The organism is Salegentibacter sp. BLCTC, assembly GCF_015143665.1.
GTDB classification, from domain to species: domain Bacteria; phylum Bacteroidota; class Bacteroidia; order Flavobacteriales; family Flavobacteriaceae; genus Salegentibacter; species Salegentibacter maritimus.
Genome location: NZ_WYEW01000004.1, coordinates 219728 through 245266, shown reverse-complemented (window position 1 = coordinate 245266; position 25539 = coordinate 219728). Strand labels below are relative to the sequence as shown.

The window sequence follows — 25539 nt, the reverse complement described above, 5'->3', positions numbered from 1 at the left end:
AGATTTTAACACTGTTATTTAAGAAATCCAGTTTTTAAAATCTCGCACACGCTCCCTGCTTACGATTAGTTGAAACTCTTTAAAAGTTTTCAGCTTAATCTCTAATCGACTATTGGTATAGCTAATAATATCTTCTATACAGTTAATATTAACGATAGATTTTCTATTAATTCTAAAGAAATTTTCAGGATCTAGTTCGTTTTCCAGATTTTCTAGCGAGAGTTCTACCGGGTAATTCCTTCCGGTATTAGTAGTTAGGTAAGAAGTCTTATTTTCTGAATAAAAACAACAAATATCTTCGGTATTTATAATCTTTAAATGCTGGCCCACCTGAATCGTAAAACGAGATTTATAATCTGGCTTTGTTCCTGTTTCCAGGATTTTCTTGAAAGCATCAAAATCTATTTTTGGTGAATTTTGCAGATAATTTTCTCTAAACTTGGTTACAGCATTGGTCAATTCTTCCTCATCTATAGGCTTCAACAAATAATCTACGCTGTTCAGTTTAAAGGCTTTTAGTGCATATTCATCATAGGCTGTGGTAAAAATAACGGCACTATTTATTGTTACTTCTTCAAAAATTTCAAAAGAGATGCCATCACTTAATTGAATATCTAAGAAAACCAGGTCTGGTGCAGTATTTTCCTTAAACCAGGCAATTCCTTCATTCACCGAATGCAACATCACGTTTACTTCTAAACCGATTTTATTTAGCATTCTTTGCAAACGCCGGGCAGCAGGTTTTTCGTCTTCTACAATTACTATTTTCATTACTCCCAACGCTGCTTTTCTTCTTTTTCCATGTATTCCCTTACTTTCCGTTCTTCCCATTTCTTTCCAAAAATAAAATTAGGTCCGAAAACACTGGCCCAATGAGCAAACAATCCTATCCCCCAAAAGAAGATGGTGCTATAATTTGATAAATTAGATATGCCACTTATAAATCCTTCCCCCTGAGTGGTGACAACAAAAATGGCGATATTTACGAACAGATAAATTATCAGATGAACATAAAAGCCTTTAATATCCTTTACCCTTTTTTGAGCTGACTTATAACTAAAATTCTCTTTATAATTAGTTCTCATTATTCCCAGGATTTTGTTTTTAGTTTATCTTTATCCATTATTTCCTGAATCTTGCGCTCTTCCCACTCTGAACCATATCCAAATACAGAGAACCCATGAATTGTTAGCCCAATCCCCCATCCAAATAACGGAAACCAGAACCATTGGAAGCCCCAGTATGTGCTATAATTTATAAAAATTAAAAATGGGATCACCACGCAATAAGAGATCAAATTCCCATAAAATTCTTTCATCTCTTTTACTCTTTGCTTTGCTTTAAAATAAGCATTTTCCTTATTGATTTCGTTTGTTTCCATAATTGATATTTGTTTGGTTAACACAGGAATTTTTACCCTAAAAATTTCTTCAGTTTGATTTATTAATACTTTTCTTTGCGTAATTTCATTGTACCTATTTACAATATTTTGTAGACCCACGCCTTTTCTATTACTCAATATTTCTTTCTTCTGATAATTGTTCTCGACTATAAGAAATTCGTCTTGTTCATAAATTTTTATTTTCAGAGGGCGGTTTTCACTTACAATATTATGCTTAATGGTATTTTCCAATAGTAGCTGAAGGGAAAGAGGCACCACCTTGGCTTCTTCATTGGAAATTTCTTCGGGTATTTCAAATTCAATACTGTTTTCGAAACGCATTTTCAATAATTTCATATACGTACTGGCAAATTTTAATTCTTCCTCGAGACTCACTAACTCTTTATTTTTTTGCTCCAGGACATATCGATAAATTTTAGACAAGCCGGTTGTAAATCGTTGCGCCTGATCTGGATTTTCATCTATAAGTGAAGCCAGCACATTAAGACTATTGAATAAAAAATGCGGATCTAATTGATTTTTAAGTGCATCAAATTTTGCTGAAGCAGCACCGGCAATAATTTTCTGTTCTTTAACCTTTTTTTCTTGCAAAGCCTTATAGAAATATATAAGATGGAAAAACAGGGAAATTATGGTGGTAAAAAGTAGCGGAAACAGGTAATTATTTATTCTCTCATTTGTCCAAAACTCCTGTAATGGGATTCCGTTATAAACCACGTAATGCAAAACCCGGCAAAAGAAATAGCCTATTAAGGTTATAATAATAGACCCAAATGCTCCAAACAGGACTTTTTTTAAAGTGGCTTTTTCCCAGGTTATTTTTTCACCAAACCACCAAAAGTAAAGTCCGTTAATTAAAGTGAGTATAAAGCTGTATGTAAAGAAGATAAACCAGACTTCTAAATTCCGGAATTTCTCGAATTCAAAACCGCCAAAAATTAATTCTAAACAGATAATAAATACCGCAACCCCAAGACTTATTTTTAATATTTTCAGAATAAACTTCATCTATTTTTAAATTAGAACACTAAAATGGGTTAAAGCAATTTATACTACTAATTATTATTTCTGAATTGTAAAAAAACGAACCTGAACTGTCATTTCTTTAGAATCGATTTAAACTGTTAATCAAAAAACATGGTTTACATATTTCTTAACATATAAATCAATAATTTAGGACTTCAACCAATACCTAAATTATGAATATTTTTGAAGCTTTACGACAGGAGCATGAAATACAGCGACATCTTGTTGCCAAGTTAGTAGAAACCCACGGCGATACCCAAGAGCGTAAAAAGATTTTTGAACAATTAAAACACGAGTTAAAGATTCATGCAGATGCCGAAGAAAGGCATTTTTATATTCCTTTAATAAAAAAAGACCTTACCCAGGAAAAAGCCAGACACAGTGTAGCTGAACATCACGAGATGGATGAGCTTATAGAACAACTGGAAGACACAGAGATGGATGCTTCCAACTGGCTTAAAATCGCAAAAGAATTGGAGCATAAGGTAATTCATCATTTAGATGAAGAAGAACAGGAAGTTTTTCAAATGGCCGGAAAAGCGCTAACCGATAACCAAAAGCTTTCCCTTGCCGAAGATTACAATAAAGAAATTAAGAAAATGAGATAATTGAAAAAGCCAATTAATAAGCTTTCGGAATAAAGTAAATTAAGGAAAGTCAGGCTAAGGAAAAGAGATTGTTTGAAAAAGTTTATTCTTGTCAAGCTGAACTTGTTTCAGCTTCTAACATGTTCTTTAATTATCATCATATTAGATCCCCGATAAAGAATCGGGGCAGGCTCTGAAATAAATTCAGGATGACGTTTTTAAAAAATTCTCAAACAGTCTCTTTCTCTTTTTTCTTTTTATATCTCTTCTTTATCTAATTTCATTTGTTTTTCATAGCCTTTAAAAGGCCTAATAATTAGTCGGGCTGCTTTATCATAATTCCAATAATTATAGAGCCAGTTAAAGAAAGTCACCAAACGATTTCTAAAGCCAATAAGAAACCAAAGGTGCACAAACATCCAGATAAACCAAGCCATAAAGCCGCCAAAAGAGCCTTTATCTAAATCTACTACTGCCCTATTTCTTCCTACCGTGGCCATAGTCCCTTTATCTTTATATTTAAAAGGTTCCAGGGTTTTACCATTCACAATATTCATAATATTAGCGGCCAGGTGTTTTCCCTGCTGAATTGCCGGCTGAGCAACCATTGGGTGCCCCTTTGGATAATCTTTGGTTTGCATTAAAGCAATATCACCTATGGCAAAAATATTTTCGTATCCTTTAATTTGATTAAAAGCGTTCACCTCATATCTATTGGCCTTTTCTACCAATGCCCCGGCCTTTAAACCTTTAACCGGTGCCCCTGTTACCCCGGCTGCCCAAATAAAAGTCTCTGTTTTTAATTTAAGATCGGTATTGGTGGTTACCAAATGCCCATCATATTCCTTTACCATAGTATTTAAATGAACTTTCACACCGAGTTCTTCCAAAAACTTATGAGCTTTCTTAGAAGATTTTTCGCTCATTGGGGGTAAAACCCTGTCCAGTCCCTCTAAAAGATGAATATTCATTTCATTAGGATTAATATCGGGATAATCGTTAGGGACAATATGGTTTTTAAGTTCGGCTATGGCACCGCTTAATTCTACCCCGGTTGGTCCGGCACCCACTAGAACAAAATTTAGCAGTGCTTTTCTTAATTCAGGATCATCGGTAATTACCGCCTGTTCCAAATTCTCAAGGATCAAACTACGAATATTTAGGGCCTGTGGAACCGTTTTCATCCACATTCCGTTTTTCTCAATACTTTCATTTCCAAAGAAATTGGTCTTAGATCCCGTTGCGATTATCAGGTAATCGTAAATTAAATCTCCAATAGAAGTTTCAATAAGGCTTTTTTCAGGATTTATAGATTTTACTTCAGCCATCCTAAAAAGGCATTTCTTGCTGTTTCGTGTAATTTTACGCATCGGGTACGCAATAGAATCTGGCTCTAAACCGGAGGTAGAAACCTGATAAAGCAAAGGTTGAAATGTATGGTAATTATGCCGATCTAGAATTACAGTTTGTACGTCCTCGCCTATCAATTTTCTTACCATGGCCATTCCTGCAAAACCGCCACCAATAATAACGACTCGAGGTAAATTTGTTCTTGGAATATTCATAAAACTTGGTTTTTCTCCAATAATTAGAGATTATAAAATACCACAATTATCGCGGTAGTGCCTTCAAATTTAAGTTTTCTGGTTCTTTAGTGGAAAAAATAAAGTGTCATTAACGCGAATTTATACTTTTTTGTAACATTGCAGGTACTTGCGCTACATATAAGTTGCTAACCAATTATTGTGAACAAGGAATTAGAACATCAATTTGTAACCAACCTGGAAAGGCACCAGAATATTGCACATAAAATTTGCCGTATTTATACGAATAATCAAGATGCGCATAACGATCTTTTTCAGGAAATAACCATTCAGCTCTGGAAAGCTTACCCAAAATTTAGGGGCGAAGCAAAATTTAGTACCTGGATGTACCGGGTGGCACTTAACACTGCTATTACGTTATACCGAAAGAAAAAAAGAAGTATACCTACACAAGATTTTGATACGGTAGATTTTAAGATTAAAGCAGAAGAATATGACGATGAAACCGAGCAACAATTAAAAGTAATGTATGCCGCAATTCAGGAATTAAATGATATTGAAAAGGCACTTGTTTTTTTATATCTGGAAGATAAAAATTACAGGGATATTTCTGAAACCCTTGGTATTACTGAAGTAAATGCAAGAGTGAAGATGAATAGGGTAAAAACAAAATTAAAGAACATTTTAAATCCGTAGTGAATAATGGATGGATTGGATTTATTAAAAAAAGACTGGAAAAAACGGGAAAGCAGCTTACCCCATCTTTCCTATAACCAAATATACCAAATGCTATGGAAGCGATCTTCTTCTATAGTAAAATGGATTTTTGTAATTAGTATTATTGAATTTTTATTCTGGGCACTTATTACGGTTTTTATGGCAGACCATGAATATTGGGAGGAAATGGAGCGTATTCATCTAAAAGAATTTACCGTAGCCACCTATGTAATTAATTACGGCATTACTTTTTTCTTTATTTTTTGCTTCTATAAAAACTACCGAAAAATATCTTCTACAGATAATGCAGCTCAGTTAATGAAAAATATTTTACGAACCAGAAAAACCGTAAAGTACTATATAGGTTATATTTTGATTTCTACAGCATTAGTTGCTTTAATCTACACCTATTTTATGATGGATTATCATATTTCAAGCACTACAGTAGAAGATATCGAAAAGTACAGTTTTACTCCTTTACAATGGCTCATGTTTGCAGCAATAATGATTGGAGGACTTGCTGTGTTTCTTGGATTAATATGGCTATTTTACCGGGTTATTTATGGAATTCTACTGCGAAGATTAAATAATAACTATAAAGAATTAAAAAAATTGGAAGTGTAGATTCTCATTTAAAAGCTACTTTTATTTTACCTAATTCATATTAAAAGTTGGGAGGTCTACTAAGCTTAGACCCTGAAACGAGTTCAGAATGAGATTTCTTACCAGGCCAAAGGGTTTATTTAAATCTCAGTGGATAAAATAGAAAACGGCTGTTTGAAAAAACCAAACAGCCGTTTTTATATAACTATTAAAAACTACTTACACATGAAGCGCACGATTTTCGGTAGCGGCAAGAGCAGCTTCCTTAACGGCTTCAGCATAGGTTGGATGTGCGTGGCTCATTCTGGCAATATCTTCTGCAGATGCTCTGTATTCCATTGCAACAACAGCTTCAGCAATAAGATCGGCGGTACGTGCACCAATCATATGTACGCCTAAAACCTCATCGGTTTTTTCATCAGCAAGAATTTTCACAAATCCGTCTGTATCGCCACTTGCCCTGGAACGTCCAAGGGCGCGCATTGGGAATTTTCCTTCCTTATACTTCACACCTTCTTCCTTAAGTTGTTCTTCGGTTTTTCCTACTGCGGCAACTTCAGGCCAGGTATAAACAACACCCGGAATTAAATTGTAATCAATATGTGGTTTTTGTCCCGCAATATTTTCAGCAACAAAAGTTCCTTCCTCTTCGGCCTTATGGGCCAGCATCGCACCTTTTACCACATCGCCAATAGCATAGATATTATCTACATTGGTTTGCAAATGTTCGTTTACTTCAATTCTGCCTTTATCATCTATTTTTACTCCGGCAGCATCAGCATTTAATCCGTCGGTAAAAGGCTTACGTCCAACAGAAACAAGGCAGTAATCTGCTTTTATTTCAATTTCCTTATCCTTTTTATCATCTGCCTTTATAATAATCTCGTCTCCCTTACGCTCTACCGATTTCACCTTAGTAGACGTATGGAATTTTACACCTTGCTTTTTAAGCACCTTTTGAAGCTCTTTTGAAAGCGCAGCATCCATAGTAGGAATAATTCTATCTAAAAACTCTACTACGGTAACCTCGGCTCCCAAACGACGGTAAACCTGGCCTAGTTCCAAACCAATTACACCACCGCCAATCACGACCATGTGTTTAGGAATTTCTTTTAATTTTAAAGCTTCAGTAGAAGTAATCACTCGTTCTTTATCCAGCTCGATAAAAGGGAGGTTAGCCGGTTTTGAACCTGTGGCAATAATGGTTTTAGCCGCCTCAATGGTTTCGGTTTCCCCATCGTTTTTTGTAATATTGATATGGGTTTTATCCTTAAAAGAACCTACACCTTCAAAAACATCTATTTTATTTTTATCCATCAGGAACTTCACCCCATCACAAGTTTGACTTACCACTGAAGATTTACGCTCCATCATTTTCTCAAGGTTTACTTTTACCTCTCCCGGAATATCTATCCCGTGCTCTTCGAAATGTTTTACAGCATCGTGGTAATGGTGAGAAGAATCCAACAATGCTTTACTTGGAATACACCCTACGTTAAGACAGGTTCCTCCCAAAGTTGAATATTTTTCTATGATAGCAGTTTTCATTCCCAGTTGTGCGCAGCGTATAGCGGCCACATAGCCTCCGGGGCCAGAACCTATAACTGCAACATCATATTTACTCATAATTTTAGTTTTTGTATTATTTTTCTAATAAAGTAAACACAAAAGTACAACTATTCAAATCAATGACCAATGAAGGAATTATACATTCTAAAATTTAGAAATCAAAGGTTTATTGCAGTTGTATTTTTTACAGGACTAATTACAAAGGTGCTTTGGGTACTGCCAATATGGTCTAAATTAGTAAGCTTTGTCACCATAAATTCCCGATAAGCTTCCATGTCTTTTACAAGGACTTTTAAAATATAATCATATTCTCCACTAACGTGATAACATTCCAAAACTTCGGTAAGTTTAGTGACCTCAGCTTCAAACTTGGTGAGATAAGACCGGGAATGTTGAATAAGTTTTATTTGGCAGAAAACCATAAAATCCTTTGCTACCTTTTGAGGAGCAACAAGCGCTACGTATTTTGAAATCACCCCCTCCCTTTCAAGTCGCTTTATACGTTCAAAAACCGCGGTAACCGAAAGCTGCAACTTGTTGGCAATTTCTTTATTGGTCATTTTACTATCCTGCTGCAGGTGTTTTAATATTTGAAGGTCTTTCTGGTCTAAATTCATTGTTGATTTATGTTGGAGCATTAATACTATAAAATCGATAGAGCTATATTTTCGCTGAAATTTATCTGGACCTTAAATGAAAAATTTTCTAAAGTATTGGAAATTTAAATTAAATATAGAATTTAATTCTAAAAAACTCAATTTAAACAGTTTTATTTACTAATTATATAATTTTAAATTGATTTTAATTCTTTATAAGTATATTTTTATAGGAATTTAAAATAACATAAAGATGAAATATAAACCTGCCGATAAAATTCAAGATCTTCAATACTTTGGAGAATATGGAGGCGTAAATCCTTCTATCTCTGATTCTTCTACCTATACTTTTCTTTCAGCAAAAACCATGTTCGATACTTTTGAAGGAAATGCTGAGGGTTGTTACCTATATTCCAGGCATTCTTCACCATCAAATTTATATTTAGGCGAAGCGCTTGCCGCTATGGAGGGTACTGAAACCGCGAATGTAGCGGCTAGTGGCATGGGAGCTATCACCTCTACCCTACTTCAATTGTGCCAGGCCGGTGACCATATTGTTTCCAGCAGAACGGTATATGGTGGCACTTATGCATTCTTAAAAAATTTTATTCCGAAATTTAATATTCAAACCTCCTTTGTAGATATTACCAATCCCGAACAGGTTGAAGCTGCCATTACCAAAGACACAAAAGTCCTGTACTGCGAATCGGTAAGCAATCCCTTGTTGGAGGTGGCCAATATTGAAGTCCTTGCCAAAATTGCCAAAAAACATAAGCTGAGTTTTGTGGTAGACAATACATTTTCCCCACTTTCCATTAGTCCTAAAGAATTGGGTGCCGATGTGGTAGTGCATAGCTTAACCAAATTTATAAATGGCAGCAGCGATACGGTTGGCGGAGTAACCTGCGGAACCCAGGATTTCATCAATGCACTTCGCAGTGTAAATGATGGCGCAAATATGCTATTGGGGCCAACGATGGATAGTATGCGAGCTGCTTCAGTTTTAAAAAACTTAAGAACTCTACACATTAGGATTAAACAACATAGCAAAAATGCTATGTTTTTGGCTGAAAAATTTCAGGAAGATGGATTAAGAACCGTTTACCCCGGATTAAAAAGTCACCCCGGCCACGAAATCTTTAAAAAAATGATGAATCCCGATTATGGATTTGGAGGATTATTGACCATAGATGTTGGTAGCCTGGAAAAAGCCAACGAACTAATGGAACTGATGCAAGAAAAAAACCTGGGCTATCTAGCCGTAAGCTTAGGTTTTTATAAAACACTTTTTAGTGCACCCGGAAGTTCCACTTCTTCCGAAATTCCAATAGACGAACAGGAAAAAATGGGCTTAAGCAATGGTTTAATTCGATTTTCTATTGGTTTGGACAACGATATAGAACGCACTTATAAAATGATGAAATCCTGTATGCAGGAAGTAGGCATTTTAAAATAGAACAATCACAGAAGTTAACTGAAAGTTCGAATGTACAGTTGATAATCAATGACTGTATTTTCGAACTTTTTCTTTTTTGTATATTCACAAAAAAATAAAACTTTGAAGAAACTTCTACTCCCCCTATTTTTTATACTTTTTTGCATTAGTGCTTTTTCTCAAACCCAAAACGAGATACGATTATACTATGGATTTACCGGTAGTGATTTGTTTACAGAAGACAATCTTGATGGAGCTGCCAGTTATGATATTGAAAACACGTATGAATTTGGGTTTAGGTATTTGCTTGATGTGACCGATAATATAGCCCTGGAAACCGGGCTCAATTACTGGCGGGGAGAAGTATTAATAACCTCGGCGCCTATGCCCGGGCAAACTACGCGCACCGAAGAATTACAAACTACCTCTATACCCATTTTTGCCAACTTTCGTTTTTTAGATTATTTTTTCGCGAATGGCGGCCCCGTGATGGATTTTCAGGGATCGGAAAGTGAATCTGTAGATCCACAAGCGGGAATTGGTGTAGGCTTTGGCCTGGGTGCACAATATGCATTTAACAAGTTTAGTGTTTTTATCAACCCAAACTTTAGAAGGTATGCCGTTATTCCTTTTGAAGAAGAAAGCAATCATCAAAAACTTACTTCATTTGGTGTGCAACTTGGACTGGGCTATAAATTTTAATTAAATTATAGTTTTAAGGAAAACTTGCTCATTTTCCTGTAAAATCGTAAAATTACCAGCGAAAATTAAAATTTAATTAATATAATTTCAACTAAAACCTCGTAAAAAGGTTTCATCTTATATTTCATATCTTAATGGAAAATCTGGACTCGTCTCAAACTGAACAAATTTCTACCAATAAAGAACTTGGCATTTGGCCTGCATTAATTCCTGTTTTTGCGCTTATTATTATGCTTGCTTTTAATGTTTTTGTTTTTGGCGACGACTCCTTAAGTGGCTCCAATCAATTTATCCTGTTATTGGGTGGTGCTGTAGCTGCCGTTGTTGGATATTTCAACAAGGTAAAATATGAGAAAATGATAGACGAAGTTGCCGGTAACATCCAAAGTACGGCGGGGGCTATTCTTATTCTTTTAATGGTAGGCGCCCTGGCAGGGACCTGGCTTATTTCAGGCATTATACCTACCATGATTTATTACGGCCTACAAATATTAAATCCTACCATATTTTTAGCAGCCTGTGTAATTATTTGTGCTGTTATTTCGGTGGCTACAGGAAGTAGCTGGACCACCTCTGCAACCGTGGGTATTGCCTTAATAGGTATAGCCGAAGCTTTAGGCATTTCGGTAGGGATGACTGCCGGGGCCATTCTTTCCGGAGCTTATTTTGGGGATAAACTATCGCCCTTAAGCGACACTACAAACCTGGCACCCGCAATGGCAGGAACCGATTTGTTTACCCATATTAGGTATATGACCATAACCACGGTTCCAACCATAAGCATAACCATACTTATTTTTATAATTATAGGACTTAATTTGGAAACATCAGGGACTACTGACACTTCTGCTATCCTGGCTTCAATAGAAAAATCTTTTAAAATTACTCCCTGGCTTTTTCTCGTTCCGGCCATCGTAATTGCTTTAATCGTTAAAAAAACCTCTCCTTTAATCGCTCTTTTATTGGGAACCCTCTTAGGAGCTATTGCTGCCCTACTCTTTCAACCGGGCATAGTTGCGCAAATTGCAGGCACTACAGATTTAGATTTTGTTAGTGGTTATCGTGGGGTAATGAATGCCATTACGGTAGATACTGCGGTAGAAACCGACAATAAAAACCTAAATGACCTATTTTCTTCCGGAGGGATGGCAGGAATGCTTGGAACAATCTGGTTAATTATTTGCGCTATGGTTTTTGGTGGAATTATGGAAGCCATTGGAGCGCTGGCAAGAATAAGCAGGGCGCTATTGAATTTATTTCATACCACATTCGGCTTATTTGCCAGTACGGTTTTTAGCTGTTTAGCCTTAAATGCAACCGCTTCCGATCAATATTTAGCTATAGTGGTACCCGGAAAGATGTTTGCCAAAGCTTACCGCGATAAAGGCCTGGCCCCAGAGAATTTAAGTAGAGCCTTAGAAGATTCGGGAACGGTTACTTCAGTACTAATTCCCTGGAATACCTGTGGTGCATACCACAGCGGTGTGCTAGGTGTTCCTACCTTAAGTTACGCAGGTTATGCCTTCTTTAATTATTTGAGTCCGTTTATGACTTTACTTTTTGCCGCTTTGGGTATAAAAATTAAAGAGCTAAGTCAATCAACTAAAACTCAAACTGCTTAAAATTCAACAATAATAGGGCTTAAAGGGATAAATAAGATTTAATTATTAAAAAACTAAATACGCATAAACAAAAACTATTACTAAATAGGATTTTAAAATTTGAATAACTTTTTTCTACGGAATCATTCCCTAAATTTGTACTCAAATAAGAAAAAAAGTTAAACCAATAAAAATAGAAGTAATATGTCTTTAGTAGGAAAAAAATTCCCAAATTTAAGCGTAAATGCAATGGATGAAATGGGTGATACCTTTCAATTAAACATTTTGGAAGAAGCTCAGAAAAACAAGAAAAAAGTATTGTTATTCTGGTACCCAAAAGATTTCACCTTTGTTTGCCCTACAGAATTACATGCTTTCCAAAAAGCTGCAGAAGAATTTGAGAAAAGAAATGTAATGGTGGTTGGTGCTTCTTGCGATACACCTGAAGTACATTTCGCCTGGTTAAATACTCCAAAAGATAATGGTGGAATTGAAGGCGTTAAATATCCAATTCTTGCAGATTCTAACAGAAACCTAAGTTCTCGTCTTGGTATTTTAGATATTACCGGTGAATCTTATGATGAAGAGACAGGAGATGTTACTTTAGAAGGAGACAATGTAACTTACCGCGCTACTTACCTTATTGATGAAGAAGGTAAAATTTTCCACGAAGGAGTAAACGACATGCCTCTTGGTAGAAACGTAGCTGAATTTTTAAGACTTGTAGATGCATATACGCACGTACAGGAAAAAGGTGAAGTATGTCCTGCAAACTGGGAAGAAGGTAAAGAAGCAATGAATGCCAATAGAGATGGTGTTGCTTCTTACTTAAGCTTGAATTAAAAAAAAGGGAAAGAAATTGCTATGATAAAAGAATTAGAAAAAGATAATTTAAACGAGATAGTTTCAGATAACGAAACCGTGGTGGTACAGTATATGGCCGGATGGTGTGGTAACTGCCGATTGATGAAGCCTAAGTTTAAGAAATTGGCTTCAGAAAATGAGAATGTAACGTTCTTAATGGTAGATGCCGAGAAATATCCGGAATCCAGAAAACTGGCTAAGGTAGATAACCTTCCAACTTTCGCCACTTTTAGAAATGGAAGTTTCGTAAATCAGGTACAAACCAACAAATTTGAACCGCTAAAAGACCTAGTAAATGAAGTTACCAGTAATTAAACATTTAGCTCGCGAAAATGAGGCTCAAAAACTGGAGCATACCATAGAAGTTCTTGAAAGTTATTCTGAACATCGTTCAGTAAAAGACGAGGAAATGGATGTGATAGGAGAATTGATCTCAAATTTATGCGGTGCTGTAGAAGTTAAGCAAGCAATAGATGGTGGAACACCTGAAAAAGATGCCTGTAACAACTTTATGCAAAAAGTAGTGGGTTCTATAGATCGCTAAAAATCGCATTATTACTATAATTTAAAAGGGCTGTCTAAATTTAGACAGCCCTTTGTTTTTATGATAATTTTAGTAAATCCCCATGCTAGATGTTCTAAATTTAGCAAACCAATTTAATAGTAAAACCCATGTCGCAAATAACACTTAAAGGTGAAAAAATAAACACCTATGGCAACCTACCCGAAAAAGGAGAAAGAGCTCCACATTTTGAACTGGTAAAATCAGACCTTAGTACTGCTACTTTAAACGACTTTCAAGGAAAACGCGTTATTCTAAATATTTTTCCAAGTATAGATACCGGTGTATGTGCAACTTCGGTTAGAAAATTTAATGAACGTGCTACCGAGCTCAAAAATACCGTGGTTTTGTGTATCTCCCGCGATTTACCCTTTGCGCAAAAACGTTTTGTAAATGACGAAGGACTGAAAAACGTACTAAACCTATCGGATTTTAGAGATAGAAATTTCGGCAAAGACTATGGCCTTGAAATTATAGATGGCGCATTTGAAGCACTACTATCACGAGTTGTAATTGTACTAGATGAAAATGGGATTGTGATTCACAGTCAACAAGTACCGGAAATAGGAGAAGAACCAGATTATCTTGCTGCATTAAAAACCCTTTTATAATGCGCAATAGTTTTCTGGGCAAGAGAATAAGAGGAAGCGGTTATGCCATTAAAGGAGCCTGGTTACTATTAAAACACGAGCAAAGTATACAGGTGCAATTTGTAATTGCCATTATTATGTGTATTGCCGGCTACTTCTTTGAAATCACTAAAACCGAATGGATGTTTCAGTTTTTAGCTATTGGTCTTATAATGACGGCAGAAGGCTTAAACTCTGCGCTTGAAGCAATGGCAGATTTTGTACACCCAGATTTCCATAATAAAATTGGCCATATTAAGGATATTGCCGCGGGAGCCGTTTTTATAGCAGCAATTACCGCGGTAATTATTGGTGCAATTATCTATTTCCCCTATATATTTTAATTTATTTGCTGAAATAACTTACAGAAAGCCGGCAATTTAAATTTCAAAAAATATAAGACTTAGTTCTCAAAAAATAATTGCTTAGATTTGACCGTTTAAACATATAGACTAAGCCTGACTAAACTGAAGTAAAATTTCTTTACTTTAGATGGGGCTAATTTGTATTTTTGCTCAAAATCCTTCCAATTATTTATGGCCAAAAAGAAAACCAGGACTAAAACAAATACCGGGAAAAAATCAACTAAATTTTCCTTTAAACTTAATAGGCAACAAAAGGTAGTTTTAGGCAGCTTCTTTATGTTGTTCGGCCTGGCCTTAAGCGTTGCGTTTATTTCTTTTTTATTTAATTGGGAAGTAGACCAGAGCGCACTTGGTGAGTTCACTAATAGAGAAGTAGAAACCAAAAACTGGCTTAGTAAATTTGGAGCTTCAGTTAGCGACTTTTTTATGTATCAGGGATTTGGTATTGCTGCCTTTATTTTTTCAATTTTGGTAAGCTACAGCGGGTTCCATCTTTTTCTTGGAATTAAATCTACCAAATTAAGGGAATCCTGGTTTTGGGGAATTTTAGTTATGCTCTGGTTGGCAATTTTCTTCGGTTTTTTTGCTGCTAAAAATCCGCTTTTAGGCGGAAGGATTGGTTTTGAAATGAACGACTTTCTTCAGGATTACCTGGGCTTCTTCGGCACCATTTTATTGTTGTTCTTCTTATTTATCACTTATTTAAGTTTAAGGCTAAAATTAACACCCGAACTAATTGGGGGCTTTGTAAAGTCTAAAAAAGAAAGTCTCAACAAAGAATTTCAAACAAACAAAACAGAGATATCGGCTACCGATGAAGAAACCGACTGGAAAGAGAAAGTAGTCCCAAAACAGGAAAAAACTTACGAAGACACTACTACCGAAATAAAACTGGAAACCAGCACCCCTAAGGAACAAGCCCCTACTCCTTCTCCCTCTTTAAAAACTGAAAAGAATGAAGATCCCGGTGAAGTAGCGATGGAAGTGGAAACAGCCAGAGAAGAAGAAATAGAAGAAGATAAGATTAGCAATAAAATAGTGAAGGATTTTGGAGAGTTCGACCCTACCCTGGAGCTAAGCAATTATAAGTTTCCCACCCTGGAGCTACTTCAGGATTATGGAGGTGGCATTACCGTAGACCAGGAAGAACTGGAAGAACATAAAAATCGTATTGTAGAAACCTTAAAAAACTATAAAATTGAGATCGCTCAAATTAAGGCTACGGTTGGCCCCACGGTAACTTTATACGAAATTGTACCAGAAGCCGGGATTAGAATTTCCAAAATTAAAAACCTGGAAGACGATATTGCGCTTTCCCTTTCTGCATTGGGAATTAGGATAATTGCGCCAATTCCCGGTAAAGGAACTATTGGTATTGAAGTTCCCAATAAAAACTCAACCATTGTTTCTATGCGTTCGGTAATTGCTTCTCCCAAATTCCAGAATGCCGAGATGGAATTACCAATGGCTTTGGGAAAAACCATTTCTAACGAAACTTTTGTGGTAGACCTGGCAAAAATGCCGCATATGCTTATGGCAGGTGCCACCGGACAAGGTAAATCGGTTGGTTTAAACGCTATACTAACCTCCCTACTCTACAGTAAACATCCCGCGGAAGTAAAATTTGTATTAGTAGATCCAAAAAAAGTAGAACTTACGCTTTTTAATAAAATAGAGAGACACTATTTGGCAAAACTCCCAGATTCCGGAGATGCTATTATTACCGACAATACCAAGGTAATAAATACACTGAATTCACTTTGTATAGAAATGGACGATCGTTACGAACTCCTTAAAGATGCTATGGTTCGTAATATAAAGGAATACAATATTAAATTTAAAGCCAGAAAATTAAATCCGGAGAACGGCCATAAATTCCTACCATATATTGTGTTGGTAGTAGACGAATTTGCCGATTTAATTATGACGGCTGGAAAAGAAGTAGAAACCCCTATTGCCCGTTTGGCACAATTGGCGCGTGCCATAGGTATTCACTTGATTATTGCTACACAAAGGCCTTCGGTAAATGTTATTACCGGTATTATAAAAGCCAACTTCCCGGCCAGAATTGCCTTTAGGGTAACTTCAAAAATAGATTCACGAACCATTTTAGACGGCCAGGGAGCAGACCAGCTTATTGGTCGTGGAGATATGCTCTTTACACAGGGAAATGAATTAAGAAGATTGCAGTGTGCCTTTGTAGACACTCCCGAGGTAGATAAAATAACAGAGTTTATAGGCTCTCAAAAAGCTTATGCACAAGCACATCAACTTCCCGCTTATGAAGCAGATGAGAGTGGCACAGGTGTTGATATAGATGTTAGCGAAAGAGATAAGCTCTTTAGAGAAGCTGCCGAAGTGATCGTTACCGCTCAACAAGGATCGGCTTCTTTGCTGCAACGAAAATTAAAACTGGGCTACAACCGTGCCGGCCGAATAATAGACCAATTAGAGGCAGCGGGGATTGTAGGACCTTTTGAAGGTAGTAAAGCCCGACAGGTTTTAATAACCGATCTTGCTGCTTTAGAACAATTTTTAAATGAAGAATAACACATCTTTAAATACTAAAATGAAAAATTTAATTTTTATTACACTTGCTATTTTCACCCTTAACCTTCAGGCCCAGAACTCTAAAAAGGCTGAAGCCCTACTTAATGAAGTCTCTTCAAAGGTTAAAACCTACGACAATATGGTAATAGATTTCAAGTATAGCCTTCAAAACAATGCTGCTAATGTAAATCAGGAAACACGAGGTGATGTTAGCATTAAAGGAGAGAAATATCTATTAAACCTTATGGGAACTACCCAAATGTTCGACGGGAAGAAAATCTACACCATAATTCCCGAAGATGAAGAAATTAACATCTCTACTTATATAGAGGAAGAGGAAAATAATATAACTCCCTCAAAAATGTTTAGCTTTTATGAAGAAGGTTATAATTATGAAATGGACGTTGCTAAAAATGTAAATGGCCGCAATATTCAATATGTAAAATTAACACCTAAAAACAGTGATGCCGAGGTAAAGAATATCTTATTAGGAATAGATAGCCAAACCAAAAACATCTATAATCTTATACAAACACAAGCTAACAACACACAAATAACTATTACTGTAAAAAGCTTTAAAACCAACCAGGAACTGGCTAAAAACCTGTTTACCTTTGAAGAAGCCCGATACGAAGATTTTTACATCAATAGACTAGATTAAATTGAAAATACTAGACCGGTACATACTCACCAGTTACTTAAAAACTTTCTTTTCAGTTTTTATAATTCTAATGTTCATCTTTGTACTCCAAACCATTTGGTTGTATATAGGTGAACTGGCAGGAAAAGATTTAGATACAGAAATTATCCTAAAATTTTTGCTCTATTTTTCCCCAAAACTGGTACCACTGGTTTTACCACTTACCATCCTGCTTACCTCTATAATGACCTTCGGTAATTTTGCCGAAAATTATGAATTTGCAGCTATGAAGTCTTCCGGGATTTCCCTGCAACGGGCCATGCGTGGTTTAACGGTTTTTATTTTACTGGTAAGTGTAACCGCTTTCTTTTTTGCTAATAATGTTATCCCCGCAGCAGAATATAAATCTATTAACCTTCGGAAAAATATCGCCAAGCTAAAACCGGCAATGGCCATTACCGAAGGTGTTTTTAACGATTTGGGAACCATAAATATTAAGGTTGAAGACAAAAGTGGCGATAATGGCCGGTATTTAAGCGATGTCATTATCCATAAAAAACCTGCCAATAGAAGCGGAAATTTTACCGTTATAAAGGCTAAGGAAGGAGAATTGGCAGGAAGTACAGATTCTGACGTGCTTTCCCTGGTTTTAAAAGATGGTAATTATTACGATGAAGTTCAAGCCTCAGATTATTCCAAAAGAAGGGATAAACCTTTTCTGAAAAGCTATTTTGAAGAATACACCATAAACCTGGATCTTTCTGATTTTAACAATGTAGACCTGGAAGATGAAAGTTATAATAATACCCAGGGCATGCTTAATATTTCAGAACTTCGCCAGAGTATAGATTCTTTTGCCATTTCGCACAATGCAAAGAAAAAAGCCCTTACCGCCAATATGTATCAGCGTACAAGTTTTGATAATATTGAAGTAAACCTAAAGCCTTCAGATTCTATTAAAGAGATTGAAAATACCATTTTAGAAGAGTATGATACCTACCAGGCAATACAAATAGTTAGTTTAGCACTTGGATCTGTAAATGGGGCGCTCTCACACCTCAACATTAAAAAATCTGAATTAAAAAATTCAACGAAACAACTCAACAAATTTGAAATAGCCCTGCATGAAAAATATGTATTGGCCGTGGCTTGTATAGTACTCTTTTTTGTAGGGGCACCCCTGGGGGCCATTATTAGAAAAGGAGGTATGGGCCTACCTATGGTGGTTGCCATTCTACTTTTTCTAACCTATCATTTTATAGGAATTTTTGCTAAAAATAGTGCAGAAGACGGTAGCATTAGCCCGTTTATTGCTACCTGGCTATCCACGCTTATTATGCTGCCACTGGGTGTTTATCTTACCTACCGGGCTACTACAGACCAGGGCTTGTTTGCTTTCGATAATATTACAGAGCCTATAAGAAAACTGCTTAAAAAAGCTGGCATAATTAAGCCAAAAAGAAAAATAGATTAGATATCTTTGCAGGTCAAAATAACACATAACATGGTTCAGGAAACGACTACCCAAAACAACCTTCAACTTCACAGTATAAAAGAAGCTATAGACGATATCCGTGCAGGAAAGGTAATAATTGTGGTAGATGATGAAGATAGAGAGAATGAAGGAGACTTTGTAGCAGCTGCCGATAAAGTGACCCCGGAAATGATTAATTTTATGGCTACTCACGGTCGCGGACTTATCTGTGCCCCTATTACCGAAAAACGCTGTAAAGACCTGAAACTGGAAATGATGGTAAGTAATAATACCGATCCTATGGAAACCGGTTTTACCATCTCTGTAGATTTAAAGGGTAAAGGTGTTACTACAGGAATTTCAGCTTCAGATAGAGCTAAAACCATCCAATCACTCATAGACCCCGAAACAAAACCTACAGACCTAAACAGGCCCGGGCACATTTTTCCACTTAAAGCCAAAGAAGGCGGTGTATTAAGAAGAACAGGCCATACCGAAGCTGCTATAGACTTTGCCAGGCTTGCCGGTTTTGAACCTGCCGGGGTTATTGTGGAGATTATGAATGAGGATGGAACTATGGCAAGACTGCCACAGTTAATGGAAGTCGCTCAGAAATTTGATCTTAAAATTGTTTCAATTGAAGCCCTGGTTGCTTACAGAATGCAACACGACTCACTTATTGAAAAAAAGGAAGATTTTGACCTGGAAACCCGCTTTGGGAAATTTAGGTTAAGAGCCTATAGACAAACTACAAACGGCCAGGTACACCTTGCATTAACAAAAGGAAGCTGGAAGACCGATGATGAAATTCTTGTTCGCATGAATTCTACTTTAGTGAACAACGATATTCTTGGCACCCTTACCAATAATGCCGATAAAAAGTTAGATAGCATGTTTAAGGCCATTAATGAAGAAGGTCGAGGTGCTATTGTTTTCATTAATCCTGCTGTACAATCCCTAAATTTATTGCCCAGACTTGCCGAACTAAAAGAAAGGCAGAAAAAAGGCGAAGTAAAAGCTCCGCCTATAAATATGGACAATAAAGACTTTGGTATTGGAGCCCAGATTTTGCACGATTTAGAAATTCACAAAATCAAGTTACTTTCTAACAGCCAGCACACAAAACGTGTGGGTATGATTGGTTATGGGTTGGAAATTACTCGATATGCCAATTATTAATTCATTTCAATAATTACATCTTCTAAAGGCCTACGTACTTTTTTAAAATCTGAGAACATGTCGTCTTCTGCGCGATACCCTACCGGTAAAGCCAAAACCGATTTTAAATTATGGGCGTCTAAATTTAGAAGCTTATCATATTTTTCGGGCTCAAAACCTTCCATAGGACAGGCGTCTATCTCTTCGGTAGCACAAACAGTAAGTAGCGTCCCCAAACTTAAGTAAGCCTGATTTAATGCCCAGGCGTGAATCTCTTCCTCTGCTTTAGACTCAAAGCTGGCCACCAAAGACTTTTTAAAAGGATCTAAAATTTCATCTGGGGTCTCGCGTATTTGTTTTACTCGTTCAAAATATTGTTCTATAAAATGTTTATCAACTTTCTTTTCTATACAAATTACTAACACATGCGAAGCGGTATTTAGCTGCTGTTGCCCCCAGGAAGCACTTTTCAGTTTCTCCTGAAGCTCTTTATCCCTAACTATTACCAATTTTAAAGGTTGCAGACCATAAGAAGTTGCCGTAAGGTTAAAAGCTTCTTTTAGAATAGCTATTTTTTCAGAAGAAAGTATTTTCTCTGGATTAAACTTTTTAGTGGCATAACGCCATTGTAAAGCTTTAATATTTGTCATCTCTTAAAAATTCTTTTAATAACGCCAAAGGTAAACATTCACCTTCATTGCTTAAAGTATCTACAATAAATTAAACATATAGGTAAACTATTATTTTTTATCTTCGTGTCATAACAGGTGAAGCCTATGAAGCTTTTAAAAAAAATAATCCTTGGGTTTACACTTTTTGTAGTGCTAAGTATCCTCATTATATTTGGATTGGAAGCTTATATTAAAAAGGAAACTTCAAACCTCATTTATTCTGAAATCACCGAATTACCGGAAGCTAAAACAGGAATAATCCTGGGCGCAAGTGTACATGCCGATGGTAAATTATCACCTATTTTAAAAGATCGCGTAGAAACCGCCTATAAACTTTATAAGCTTAATAAAATTGAAAATTTCTTAATAAGTGGCGATCATAGAACTAATGATTACGATGAAGTTAATGCAATAAAAAATTATCTTCTCAAAAAAGGGGTTCCTTCCAGAGCTATTACCTTAGATCATTCTGGATTTGACACTTATGATAGTATGTATAGGGCCAGTATAGTTTTTAATACTGAAGATGCTATTGTAATTACCCAAAAATTCCATTTACCCAGAAGTATTTATATCGCTAAAAAACTGGGGGCAAATTACAAAGGTTTTGAAGCTACTCCTGTTGCGTATACCTCTTCAGAAACTATTAAACGCAGGGAACAACTGGCTAATTTTAAAGCTATTTGGGAGCTTCTTATCAAACAAAAACCTACATCATTAGAAAACCGATTTGAGTAATTTTTTGGCGATTTTTTTTATACCTTTATTATATTAATTAAAACACCTAACACATGATGCAATGGGTAGTTCATATTATAATTGATGCCTTAGTGCTTCTTGCCGCTGCCAATATAATGCCTAAAGTAAAGCTTAAAGGCTTTAAAACGGCAATTATTGTAGCAATTATTATAGGCTTACTCAGTTTTCTTTTAAGTTGGGTGCTCACTCTACTACTAAATGTAGCTACTTTTGGTATTTTTTACTTCCTGGGATTGGGCTTTATAACCCGGGTTATTGCCTACGCCATTATTATTGAAATTGCAGATCAGTTTAGTTCTGATTTTAAAACCGAAGGCTTTCTCCCCTCTTTATGGCTGGCAGTTTTTATAGCCCTTGTAGGTGGGATTGTAGATGCAATACTTTTTTAGGTTTTATTTTTCCAAGACTTTTTCAAGACCGGTTCTTTTGCTTTTTATTTCGGCGGCCCAACCAAATCATAAATCCGCTTACGGGAAGCGTAGCCACAAATAGGCTGGTAAAAAAGGCTATGATCTTACCGGTAATCCCAAAATATTGTCCGGTGTGTAAACCATAGGTCATTTCCTGTAATTTCATTCCGGCACTTTTGCTGGAGTAGTCGTGATCTTTTAGTAGTGACCCGGTTTCAGGATGAAAATAGAAGTTTGATTGATGGTCATAATCCAACGCATCAGGATAGGAACCCGTGATTATTGGTGCGCTTCCACCCTGCTCCCAAACAAAGAACATTTCATCTCCGGGTTTTAATTTTAAAGTTTCAGCTAAAGCAATATCCATTGCAGCTTCAGAATAATTAGCACTTTCGATCTGAATATTTAATTGGTCTTCCGGTTTTTCCTGCCATAAATTTGCAAGATCATAAAAGCCGTGATTCATCCATTCATAGGAAAAACTAAGTCCGGTAATAGCAACAAACAAGGCAATTAGTGAAATATACAATCCGGTTACGCTATGCCAGTCGTAATTTAGACGTCGCCACTTCGCATTCCATTTTATTTTTAGCCGTTTCTGTAGGTTTTTTCGCTTTTTAGGCCACCATAATATTATTCCTGAAACCAGCATAAAAATGAAAATAAGGGTAGAAATACCTACCACCTGTTTTCCTATTTCTGGCGGAAGCCAAAGATGCATATGCAGATCTTCCACAATAAGGAAGAAATCATTTTCAAGATTTTCCTTCTGAAGAAATTCAGCCGAATAAGGATTAAAATAAATATGATGAGGCACTTCATCTATTAATGTATACACAAAAGCCGACCGATCGCTACCCTGGTAAACTACCATTCCCGGTTGGGCTTCAGGAAAAAGACTTTTAGTTTTGTTTTGAAGATTGGAAGGCGCAACATATGCTGAAGTTTCAGGAGTTACTTTTCGGTAATCCCTGGTTATATCTTTAATTTCATCGTGAAAAACAAAGATGCAACCGGTAACAGCTACTATAAAAACAATAAGACCGGAACCAAGTCCCAGCCATAAATGAAGTTTAGCGATAAACTTCTTAAAGCTATTATTTTTCTTTTTATTCTTCATCTAAAAAAGTCACCACCAAAACTCAAAACAATTTTAGTGGTGACCAAAGAAATTCTATTTAATTAAAAATTATAAGTTAAGCTTGCTGCAAAGTTTCTTGGTCTTTGCGGATTTATTGTAGACCAACCGGTATAGTATTCTTCATTTGTAAGATTATTTAACTTCAAATTAATTCCAAATTTATCTACATTATAAAACAAAGAGGCGTTTAGAATAGTATAGGATGGTAGCGTGAAAACTCCTGCGGTTTGGCGATTAAAGATCATATTCTCACTAGCATAATTTCCACCAAAACCAAGTCCGAAACCTTCAAGATTTCCCTGAGTAAAACGATAACTCGCCCAGAAATTAGCTAAAGTTTCAGGCCCTGCAGATTCTGGTCTTCTTCCAAGAAAATCCACCTGATCAGATTCGGTTAGCTCACTATCGTTATGGCTAAATCCTGCTATTAAATTTAAACCTTCGATAGGGCTGGCAGTTACACTGGCTTCAAACCCGCGGCTATATTGTTCGCCATCCTGTACAAGGTTAAAAGGATTTTCGGCGTCTTGCATTACTATATTAGAAACCTGGATATCGTAATAACTTAAGGTAGCTGAAAGGTGATTATTCAATAAATTAAATTTAGTTCCAACCTCAAATTGCTTTGCTCTTTCCGGGTCAAAAACCAAAGTTCTGCTTTCCCCCGTTTCAAGGTTATCTACCTGTCTTGGCCCAACGTTACTAAATCCATCCATATAATTTGCGAACAGCGCTACTTTATCTAGAATTGGCTGATAAACCACTCCAAATTTTGGAGATAGCGCAGTCTGGCTATTGGTTTCAGTTTCAAACTGGTCTAATCTTAAACTGATCATTAAAGCAAGCTGCGGAGTGAAGTTAAGAACGTTAGAAATATACGCGCTATAAATATCTTCTTCAGCAATATTGTTATTTCGGTTAACATTTTCCAATAAACCGGCAGTCGCTTCTTTACTAAGAATTCCGCTATCATTATCTGAAATATAATTTGAAGGCTCGTAAATCCCAAAAACACTTTCGTTTACATTTTGCAAACTTGCATTCCCAATATAAACATCCCCATTTTTTACATAACCGGTATTATTGTCTATCACTTTTCTATTAAAGTAATCCAGGCCAACCACGGTACGGTTACGCATTCCTGCAATTTCGAAATCTCCAATGAAATTCTGTTGAATATCAGTGCTTAAAGTTGTAGAATTTTGATTGCTTATATAGCGAGAAAAAATAAGTCCTTCATTTAGATTAGTTACTTCCCCGGGCACTTCTTCCCTATTCTGTTTAAAGCGGGTGGTTTCGTATAAATATGAATAATTCCCCAAAGCTTTAGCCGAACCCGTTGAAACCGCTGTTTGTGAAGTCCATTGGCCTGAAAGTTCGTAATTCATTTGTGCCTGCAAACTAAAGGTTGGGTTTTCTACCGTAAGATCATTACTAGTGTAAGAATTCTCATTATTATAGCCTAATTCTTCCAGGTTGGTAGCTGTTAGTGGCGCCCCTCTATCTACAAATAACATTAATGGATTTGTACTTTCAGAATCGTAAATTTCAGTATTTACAAAGAACGAAAGTTTATCATTTACCTTATAGCTTAATGAAGGTGCTACAAATAAAGACTTATTAAAACCTGCATCCTGGAAGCTATTTTCACTATGGTACGCGGTATTTATTCTTAAAGCAACGTCACCGGTTTCATCAAGCGGAGTGTTTACATCGGCAGTTATACGATTAAGGCCGAAGCTACCAAGGGTGTAAGAGATATTTCCACCAAAATAATTATAAGGCTTTTTAGTTGTAATATTTATTAGTCCGCCATAAGAAACCAGGCTACTGCCGTATAAAGTTCCCGAAGGGCCTTTTATCACCTCTATATTTTCCATATTTGCAGGATCTGGACTCCCGTTAGTTAGTGCCGGCAACCCATTTACTAAAGTTGGTTGTACAGGAAAACCTCTAAGTGAAAAATATCCTGCGCCATCATTGCCACGCCCGGTAGATTCCCAAAGTTTGGTAAGACCTGATGTATTTTTAATCGCATCGTCAAAATTGGTAATTACCTGTTCTTTTAAAAGCTCAGCGGTAATATTATTATAAACCTGCGGATTTTCGATCTTTTTAAGTGGCATCTTGGCTACGCTCACACTGGTATTTCGGGTGAATTTATTTCCATTCCCATTTCCTCTTAAAACAACTGTACCCAGTTGCTCTTGCTTACCTATTAAAATAATAGGTGGAATTTTTGTGATACTACCCGGCTGTACATTAACCTTTAGGTTTTGGGTTTCATAACCTATATAAGAAACCTGAATGGTATAATTTCCCTCTGGAATATTCTTTAAGCTAAATTCTCCGCGATTATTGGTTTCATCCCCAATTTGAAGACCTTTTACTTCTACATTTACATTAGACAACGCATTTGCCTCGCTATTTACTACACTACCTTTTACTGCCCCGGTGCTTTGAGCAAGACTAAATTGAATAGCAAAAAGAAATAGTATGATGAGGTTCTTTGAAAACTTCATTAGTATTTTTTA

26 protein-coding genes are annotated in these 25539 nt (G+C 36.3%); 17 read left to right on the top strand and 9 right to left on the bottom strand.

The genetic code is table 11. The features are described from left to right. Positions 1-18: 18 nt before the first annotated feature. The 3 genes from GUB10_RS07330 to GUB10_RS07320 are packed head-to-tail and all read right to left on the bottom strand — an operon-like array spanning position 19 to position 2410. Entirely contained in the window at positions 19-771 is a 753-nt protein-coding gene (locus GUB10_RS07330) for a LytTR family DNA-binding domain-containing protein (protein ID WP_193710786.1), read from the bottom strand. Further along, positions 771-1085 (bottom strand): 2TM domain-containing protein, encoded by a 315-nt coding sequence (locus GUB10_RS07325; RefSeq protein WP_193710785.1) that lies wholly within the window; start codon positions 1083-1085, stop codon positions 771-773. Before GUB10_RS07325 ends, GUB10_RS07330 begins: the two co-directional genes overlap by 1 nt. Next, entirely contained in the window at positions 1085-2410 is a 1326-nt protein-coding gene (locus GUB10_RS07320) for a 2TM domain-containing protein (RefSeq protein ID WP_193710784.1), read from the bottom strand. The genes GUB10_RS07325 and GUB10_RS07320 overlap by 1 nt, the downstream gene beginning before the upstream one ends. Positions 2411-2601: 191 nt before the next feature. On the opposite strand from GUB10_RS07320, the gene GUB10_RS07315 reads away from it, so the two are divergent. Then, entirely contained in the window at positions 2602-3036 is a 435-nt protein-coding gene (locus GUB10_RS07315) for a hemerythrin domain-containing protein (RefSeq protein ID WP_193710783.1), read from the top strand. A 236-nt stretch (positions 3037-3272) separates the two neighbouring features. Here the strand turns inward: GUB10_RS07315 and GUB10_RS07310 are convergent, their stop codons facing one another. Beyond that, positions 3273-4580 (bottom strand): NAD(P)/FAD-dependent oxidoreductase, encoded by a 1308-nt coding sequence (locus GUB10_RS07310; RefSeq protein ID WP_193710782.1) that lies wholly within the window; start codon positions 4578-4580, stop codon positions 3273-3275. Between the two features lie 180 nt (positions 4581-4760). On the opposite strand from GUB10_RS07310, the gene GUB10_RS07305 reads away from it, so the two are divergent. Then, positions 4761-5255: an RNA polymerase sigma factor gene (locus GUB10_RS07305; protein WP_193710781.1), complete on the top strand. Its 495-nt coding sequence runs from the start codon at positions 4761-4763 to the stop codon at positions 5253-5255. A gap of 6 nt (positions 5256-5261) precedes the next feature. Further along, a complete protein-coding gene (locus tag GUB10_RS07300) occupies positions 5262-5900 on the top strand; it encodes a hypothetical protein (RefSeq protein ID WP_193710780.1) in 639 nt (212 codons plus the stop codon). A gap of 198 nt (positions 5901-6098) precedes the next feature. On the opposite strand, the gene lpdA is transcribed toward GUB10_RS07300, so the two are convergent. Continuing rightward, positions 6099-7505 (bottom strand): dihydrolipoyl dehydrogenase, encoded by a 1407-nt coding sequence (lpdA, locus tag GUB10_RS07295; RefSeq protein ID WP_193710779.1) that lies wholly within the window; start codon positions 7503-7505, stop codon positions 6099-6101. A 101-nt stretch (positions 7506-7606) separates the two neighbouring features. Then, a complete protein-coding gene (locus tag GUB10_RS07290; protein WP_193710778.1) occupies positions 7607-8065 on the bottom strand; it encodes an Lrp/AsnC family transcriptional regulator in 459 nt (152 codons plus the stop codon). Between the two features lie 232 nt (positions 8066-8297). Here GUB10_RS07290 and GUB10_RS07285 point away from each other — a divergent pair, with 232 nt between their 5' ends. From GUB10_RS07285 to ribB, 12 genes are all read left to right on the top strand, one after another. Further along, a complete protein-coding gene (locus GUB10_RS07285; protein ID WP_193710777.1) occupies positions 8298-9500 on the top strand; it encodes an aminotransferase class I/II-fold pyridoxal phosphate-dependent enzyme in 1203 nt (400 codons plus the stop codon). Between the two features lie 102 nt (positions 9501-9602). Further along, positions 9603-10181 (top strand): outer membrane beta-barrel protein, encoded by a 579-nt coding sequence (locus tag GUB10_RS07280; protein ID WP_193710776.1) that lies wholly within the window; start codon positions 9603-9605, stop codon positions 10179-10181. A gap of 134 nt (positions 10182-10315) precedes the next feature. Beyond that, a complete protein-coding gene (gene nhaC / locus GUB10_RS07275) occupies positions 10316-11803 on the top strand; it encodes a Na+/H+ antiporter NhaC (RefSeq protein WP_193710775.1) in 1488 nt (495 codons plus the stop codon). Positions 11804-11986: 183 nt separating this feature from the next. Beyond that, positions 11987-12625 (top strand): peroxiredoxin, encoded by a 639-nt coding sequence (locus tag GUB10_RS07270; protein ID WP_193710774.1) that lies wholly within the window; start codon positions 11987-11989, stop codon positions 12623-12625. Between the two features lie 21 nt (positions 12626-12646). Next, positions 12647-12961 (top strand): thioredoxin family protein, encoded by a 315-nt coding sequence (locus tag GUB10_RS07265; protein ID WP_193710773.1) that lies wholly within the window; start codon positions 12647-12649, stop codon positions 12959-12961. After that, positions 12942-13190, top strand: a complete 249-nt coding sequence (locus tag GUB10_RS07260) for a hypothetical protein (protein ID WP_193710772.1) — start codon at positions 12942-12944, stop codon at positions 13188-13190. Before GUB10_RS07265 ends, GUB10_RS07260 begins: the two co-directional genes overlap by 20 nt. Before the next feature lie 128 nt (positions 13191-13318). Continuing rightward, positions 13319-13819 carry a thiol peroxidase gene (gene tpx / locus GUB10_RS07255; protein ID WP_193710771.1) on the top strand — a complete coding sequence of 167 codons (501 nt, stop codon included), beginning with the start codon at positions 13319-13321 and terminating at the stop codon, positions 13817-13819. Beyond that, entirely contained in the window at positions 13819-14181 is a 363-nt protein-coding gene (locus GUB10_RS07250; protein WP_193710770.1) for a diacylglycerol kinase, read from the top strand. The genes tpx and GUB10_RS07250 overlap by 1 nt, the downstream gene beginning before the upstream one ends. Before the next feature lie 192 nt (positions 14182-14373). Next, a complete protein-coding gene (locus GUB10_RS07245) occupies positions 14374-16752 on the top strand; it encodes a DNA translocase FtsK (RefSeq protein WP_193710769.1) in 2379 nt (792 codons plus the stop codon). A gap of 19 nt (positions 16753-16771) precedes the next feature. After that, positions 16772-17413: an outer membrane lipoprotein carrier protein LolA gene (locus tag GUB10_RS07240; protein WP_193710768.1), complete on the top strand. Its 642-nt coding sequence runs from the start codon at positions 16772-16774 to the stop codon at positions 17411-17413. A gap of 1 nt (position 17414) precedes the next feature. Further along, complete coding sequence (locus tag GUB10_RS07235; RefSeq protein WP_193710767.1) at positions 17415-18866, top strand: LptF/LptG family permease; 1452 nt, start codon at positions 17415-17417, stop codon at positions 18864-18866. A gap of 30 nt (positions 18867-18896) precedes the next feature. After that, positions 18897-20045, top strand: coding sequence for a 3,4-dihydroxy-2-butanone-4-phosphate synthase (ribB, locus tag GUB10_RS07230; protein WP_193710766.1), 1149 nt, complete (start codon positions 18897-18899; stop codon positions 20043-20045). Here the strand turns inward: ribB and GUB10_RS07225 are convergent. Then, positions 20042-20674: an NAD(P)H-dependent oxidoreductase gene (locus tag GUB10_RS07225; RefSeq protein WP_193710765.1), complete on the bottom strand. Its 633-nt coding sequence runs from the start codon at positions 20672-20674 to the stop codon at positions 20042-20044. The two genes, ribB and GUB10_RS07225, sit on opposite strands and share 4 nt — an antisense overlap. A gap of 126 nt (positions 20675-20800) precedes the next feature. Between GUB10_RS07225 and GUB10_RS07220 the strand changes: the two genes are divergently transcribed. Both GUB10_RS07220 and GUB10_RS07215 read left to right on the top strand, forming a co-directional pair. Beyond that, positions 20801-21433, top strand: coding sequence for a vancomycin high temperature exclusion protein (locus GUB10_RS07220; RefSeq protein WP_193710764.1), 633 nt, complete (start codon positions 20801-20803; stop codon positions 21431-21433). Positions 21434-21486: 53 nt separating this feature from the next. Then, positions 21487-21843 carry a phage holin family protein gene (locus tag GUB10_RS07215; protein WP_193710763.1) on the top strand — a complete coding sequence of 119 codons (357 nt, stop codon included), beginning with the start codon at positions 21487-21489 and terminating at the stop codon, positions 21841-21843. Between the two features lie 22 nt (positions 21844-21865). Here the strand turns inward: GUB10_RS07215 and GUB10_RS07210 are convergent, their stop codons facing one another. Then, a complete protein-coding gene (locus GUB10_RS07210; RefSeq protein WP_193710762.1) occupies positions 21866-22984 on the bottom strand; it encodes a PepSY domain-containing protein in 1119 nt (372 codons plus the stop codon). A 62-nt stretch (positions 22985-23046) separates the two neighbouring features. After that, a complete protein-coding gene (locus GUB10_RS07205; protein WP_193710761.1) occupies positions 23047-25527 on the bottom strand; it encodes a TonB-dependent receptor in 2481 nt (826 codons plus the stop codon). Positions 25528-25539 lie beyond the last annotated feature (12 nt).

Coding starts and splice junctions, on each gene's coding strand:
- GUB10_RS07225 (WP_193710765.1), bottom strand. CDS start 20,674: ATGACAAATATTAAAGCTTTACAATGGCGTTATGCCACTAAAAAGTTT.
- GUB10_RS07315 (WP_193710783.1), top strand. CDS start 2,602: ATGAATATTTTTGAAGCTTTACGACAGGAGCATGAAATACAGCGACAT.
- GUB10_RS07320 (WP_193710784.1), bottom strand. CDS start 2,410: ATGAAGTTTATTCTGAAAATATTAAAAATAAGTCTTGGGGTTGCGGTA.
- GUB10_RS07300 (WP_193710780.1), top strand. CDS start 5,262: ATGGATGGATTGGATTTATTAAAAAAAGACTGGAAAAAACGGGAAAGC.
- GUB10_RS07330 (WP_193710786.1), bottom strand. CDS start 771: ATGAAAATAGTAATTGTAGAAGACGAAAAACCTGCTGCCCGGCGTTTG.
- GUB10_RS07270 (WP_193710774.1), top strand. CDS start 11,987: ATGTCTTTAGTAGGAAAAAAATTCCCAAATTTAAGCGTAAATGCAATG.
- GUB10_RS07205 (WP_193710761.1), bottom strand. CDS start 25,527: ATGAAGTTTTCAAAGAACCTCATCATACTATTTCTTTTTGCTATTCAA.
- GUB10_RS07265 (WP_193710773.1), top strand. CDS start 12,647: ATGATAAAAGAATTAGAAAAAGATAATTTAAACGAGATAGTTTCAGAT.
- GUB10_RS07260 (WP_193710772.1), top strand. CDS start 12,942: ATGAAGTTACCAGTAATTAAACATTTAGCTCGCGAAAATGAGGCTCAA.
- GUB10_RS07325 (WP_193710785.1), bottom strand. CDS start 1,085: ATGAGAACTAATTATAAAGAGAATTTTAGTTATAAGTCAGCTCAAAAA.
- nhaC (WP_193710775.1), top strand. CDS start 10,316: ATGGAAAATCTGGACTCGTCTCAAACTGAACAAATTTCTACCAATAAA.
- GUB10_RS07245 (WP_193710769.1), top strand. CDS start 14,374: ATGGCCAAAAAGAAAACCAGGACTAAAACAAATACCGGGAAAAAATCA.
- GUB10_RS07285 (WP_193710777.1), top strand. CDS start 8,298: ATGAAATATAAACCTGCCGATAAAATTCAAGATCTTCAATACTTTGGA.
- GUB10_RS07215 (WP_193710763.1), top strand. CDS start 21,487: ATGATGCAATGGGTAGTTCATATTATAATTGATGCCTTAGTGCTTCTT.
- GUB10_RS07290 (WP_193710778.1), bottom strand. CDS start 8,065: ATGAATTTAGACCAGAAAGACCTTCAAATATTAAAACACCTGCAGCAG.
- GUB10_RS07240 (WP_193710768.1), top strand. CDS start 16,772: ATGAAAAATTTAATTTTTATTACACTTGCTATTTTCACCCTTAACCTT.
- lpdA (WP_193710779.1), bottom strand. CDS start 7,505: ATGAGTAAATATGATGTTGCAGTTATAGGTTCTGGCCCCGGAGGCTAT.
- GUB10_RS07210 (WP_193710762.1), bottom strand. CDS start 22,984: ATGAAGAATAAAAAGAAAAATAATAGCTTTAAGAAGTTTATCGCTAAA.
- GUB10_RS07310 (WP_193710782.1), bottom strand. CDS start 4,580: ATGAATATTCCAAGAACAAATTTACCTCGAGTCGTTATTATTGGTGGC.
- GUB10_RS07250 (WP_193710770.1), top strand. CDS start 13,819: ATGCGCAATAGTTTTCTGGGCAAGAGAATAAGAGGAAGCGGTTATGCC.
- ribB (WP_193710766.1), top strand. CDS start 18,897: ATGGTTCAGGAAACGACTACCCAAAACAACCTTCAACTTCACAGTATA.
- tpx (WP_193710771.1), top strand. CDS start 13,319: ATGTCGCAAATAACACTTAAAGGTGAAAAAATAAACACCTATGGCAAC.
- GUB10_RS07220 (WP_193710764.1), top strand. CDS start 20,801: ATGAAGCTTTTAAAAAAAATAATCCTTGGGTTTACACTTTTTGTAGTG.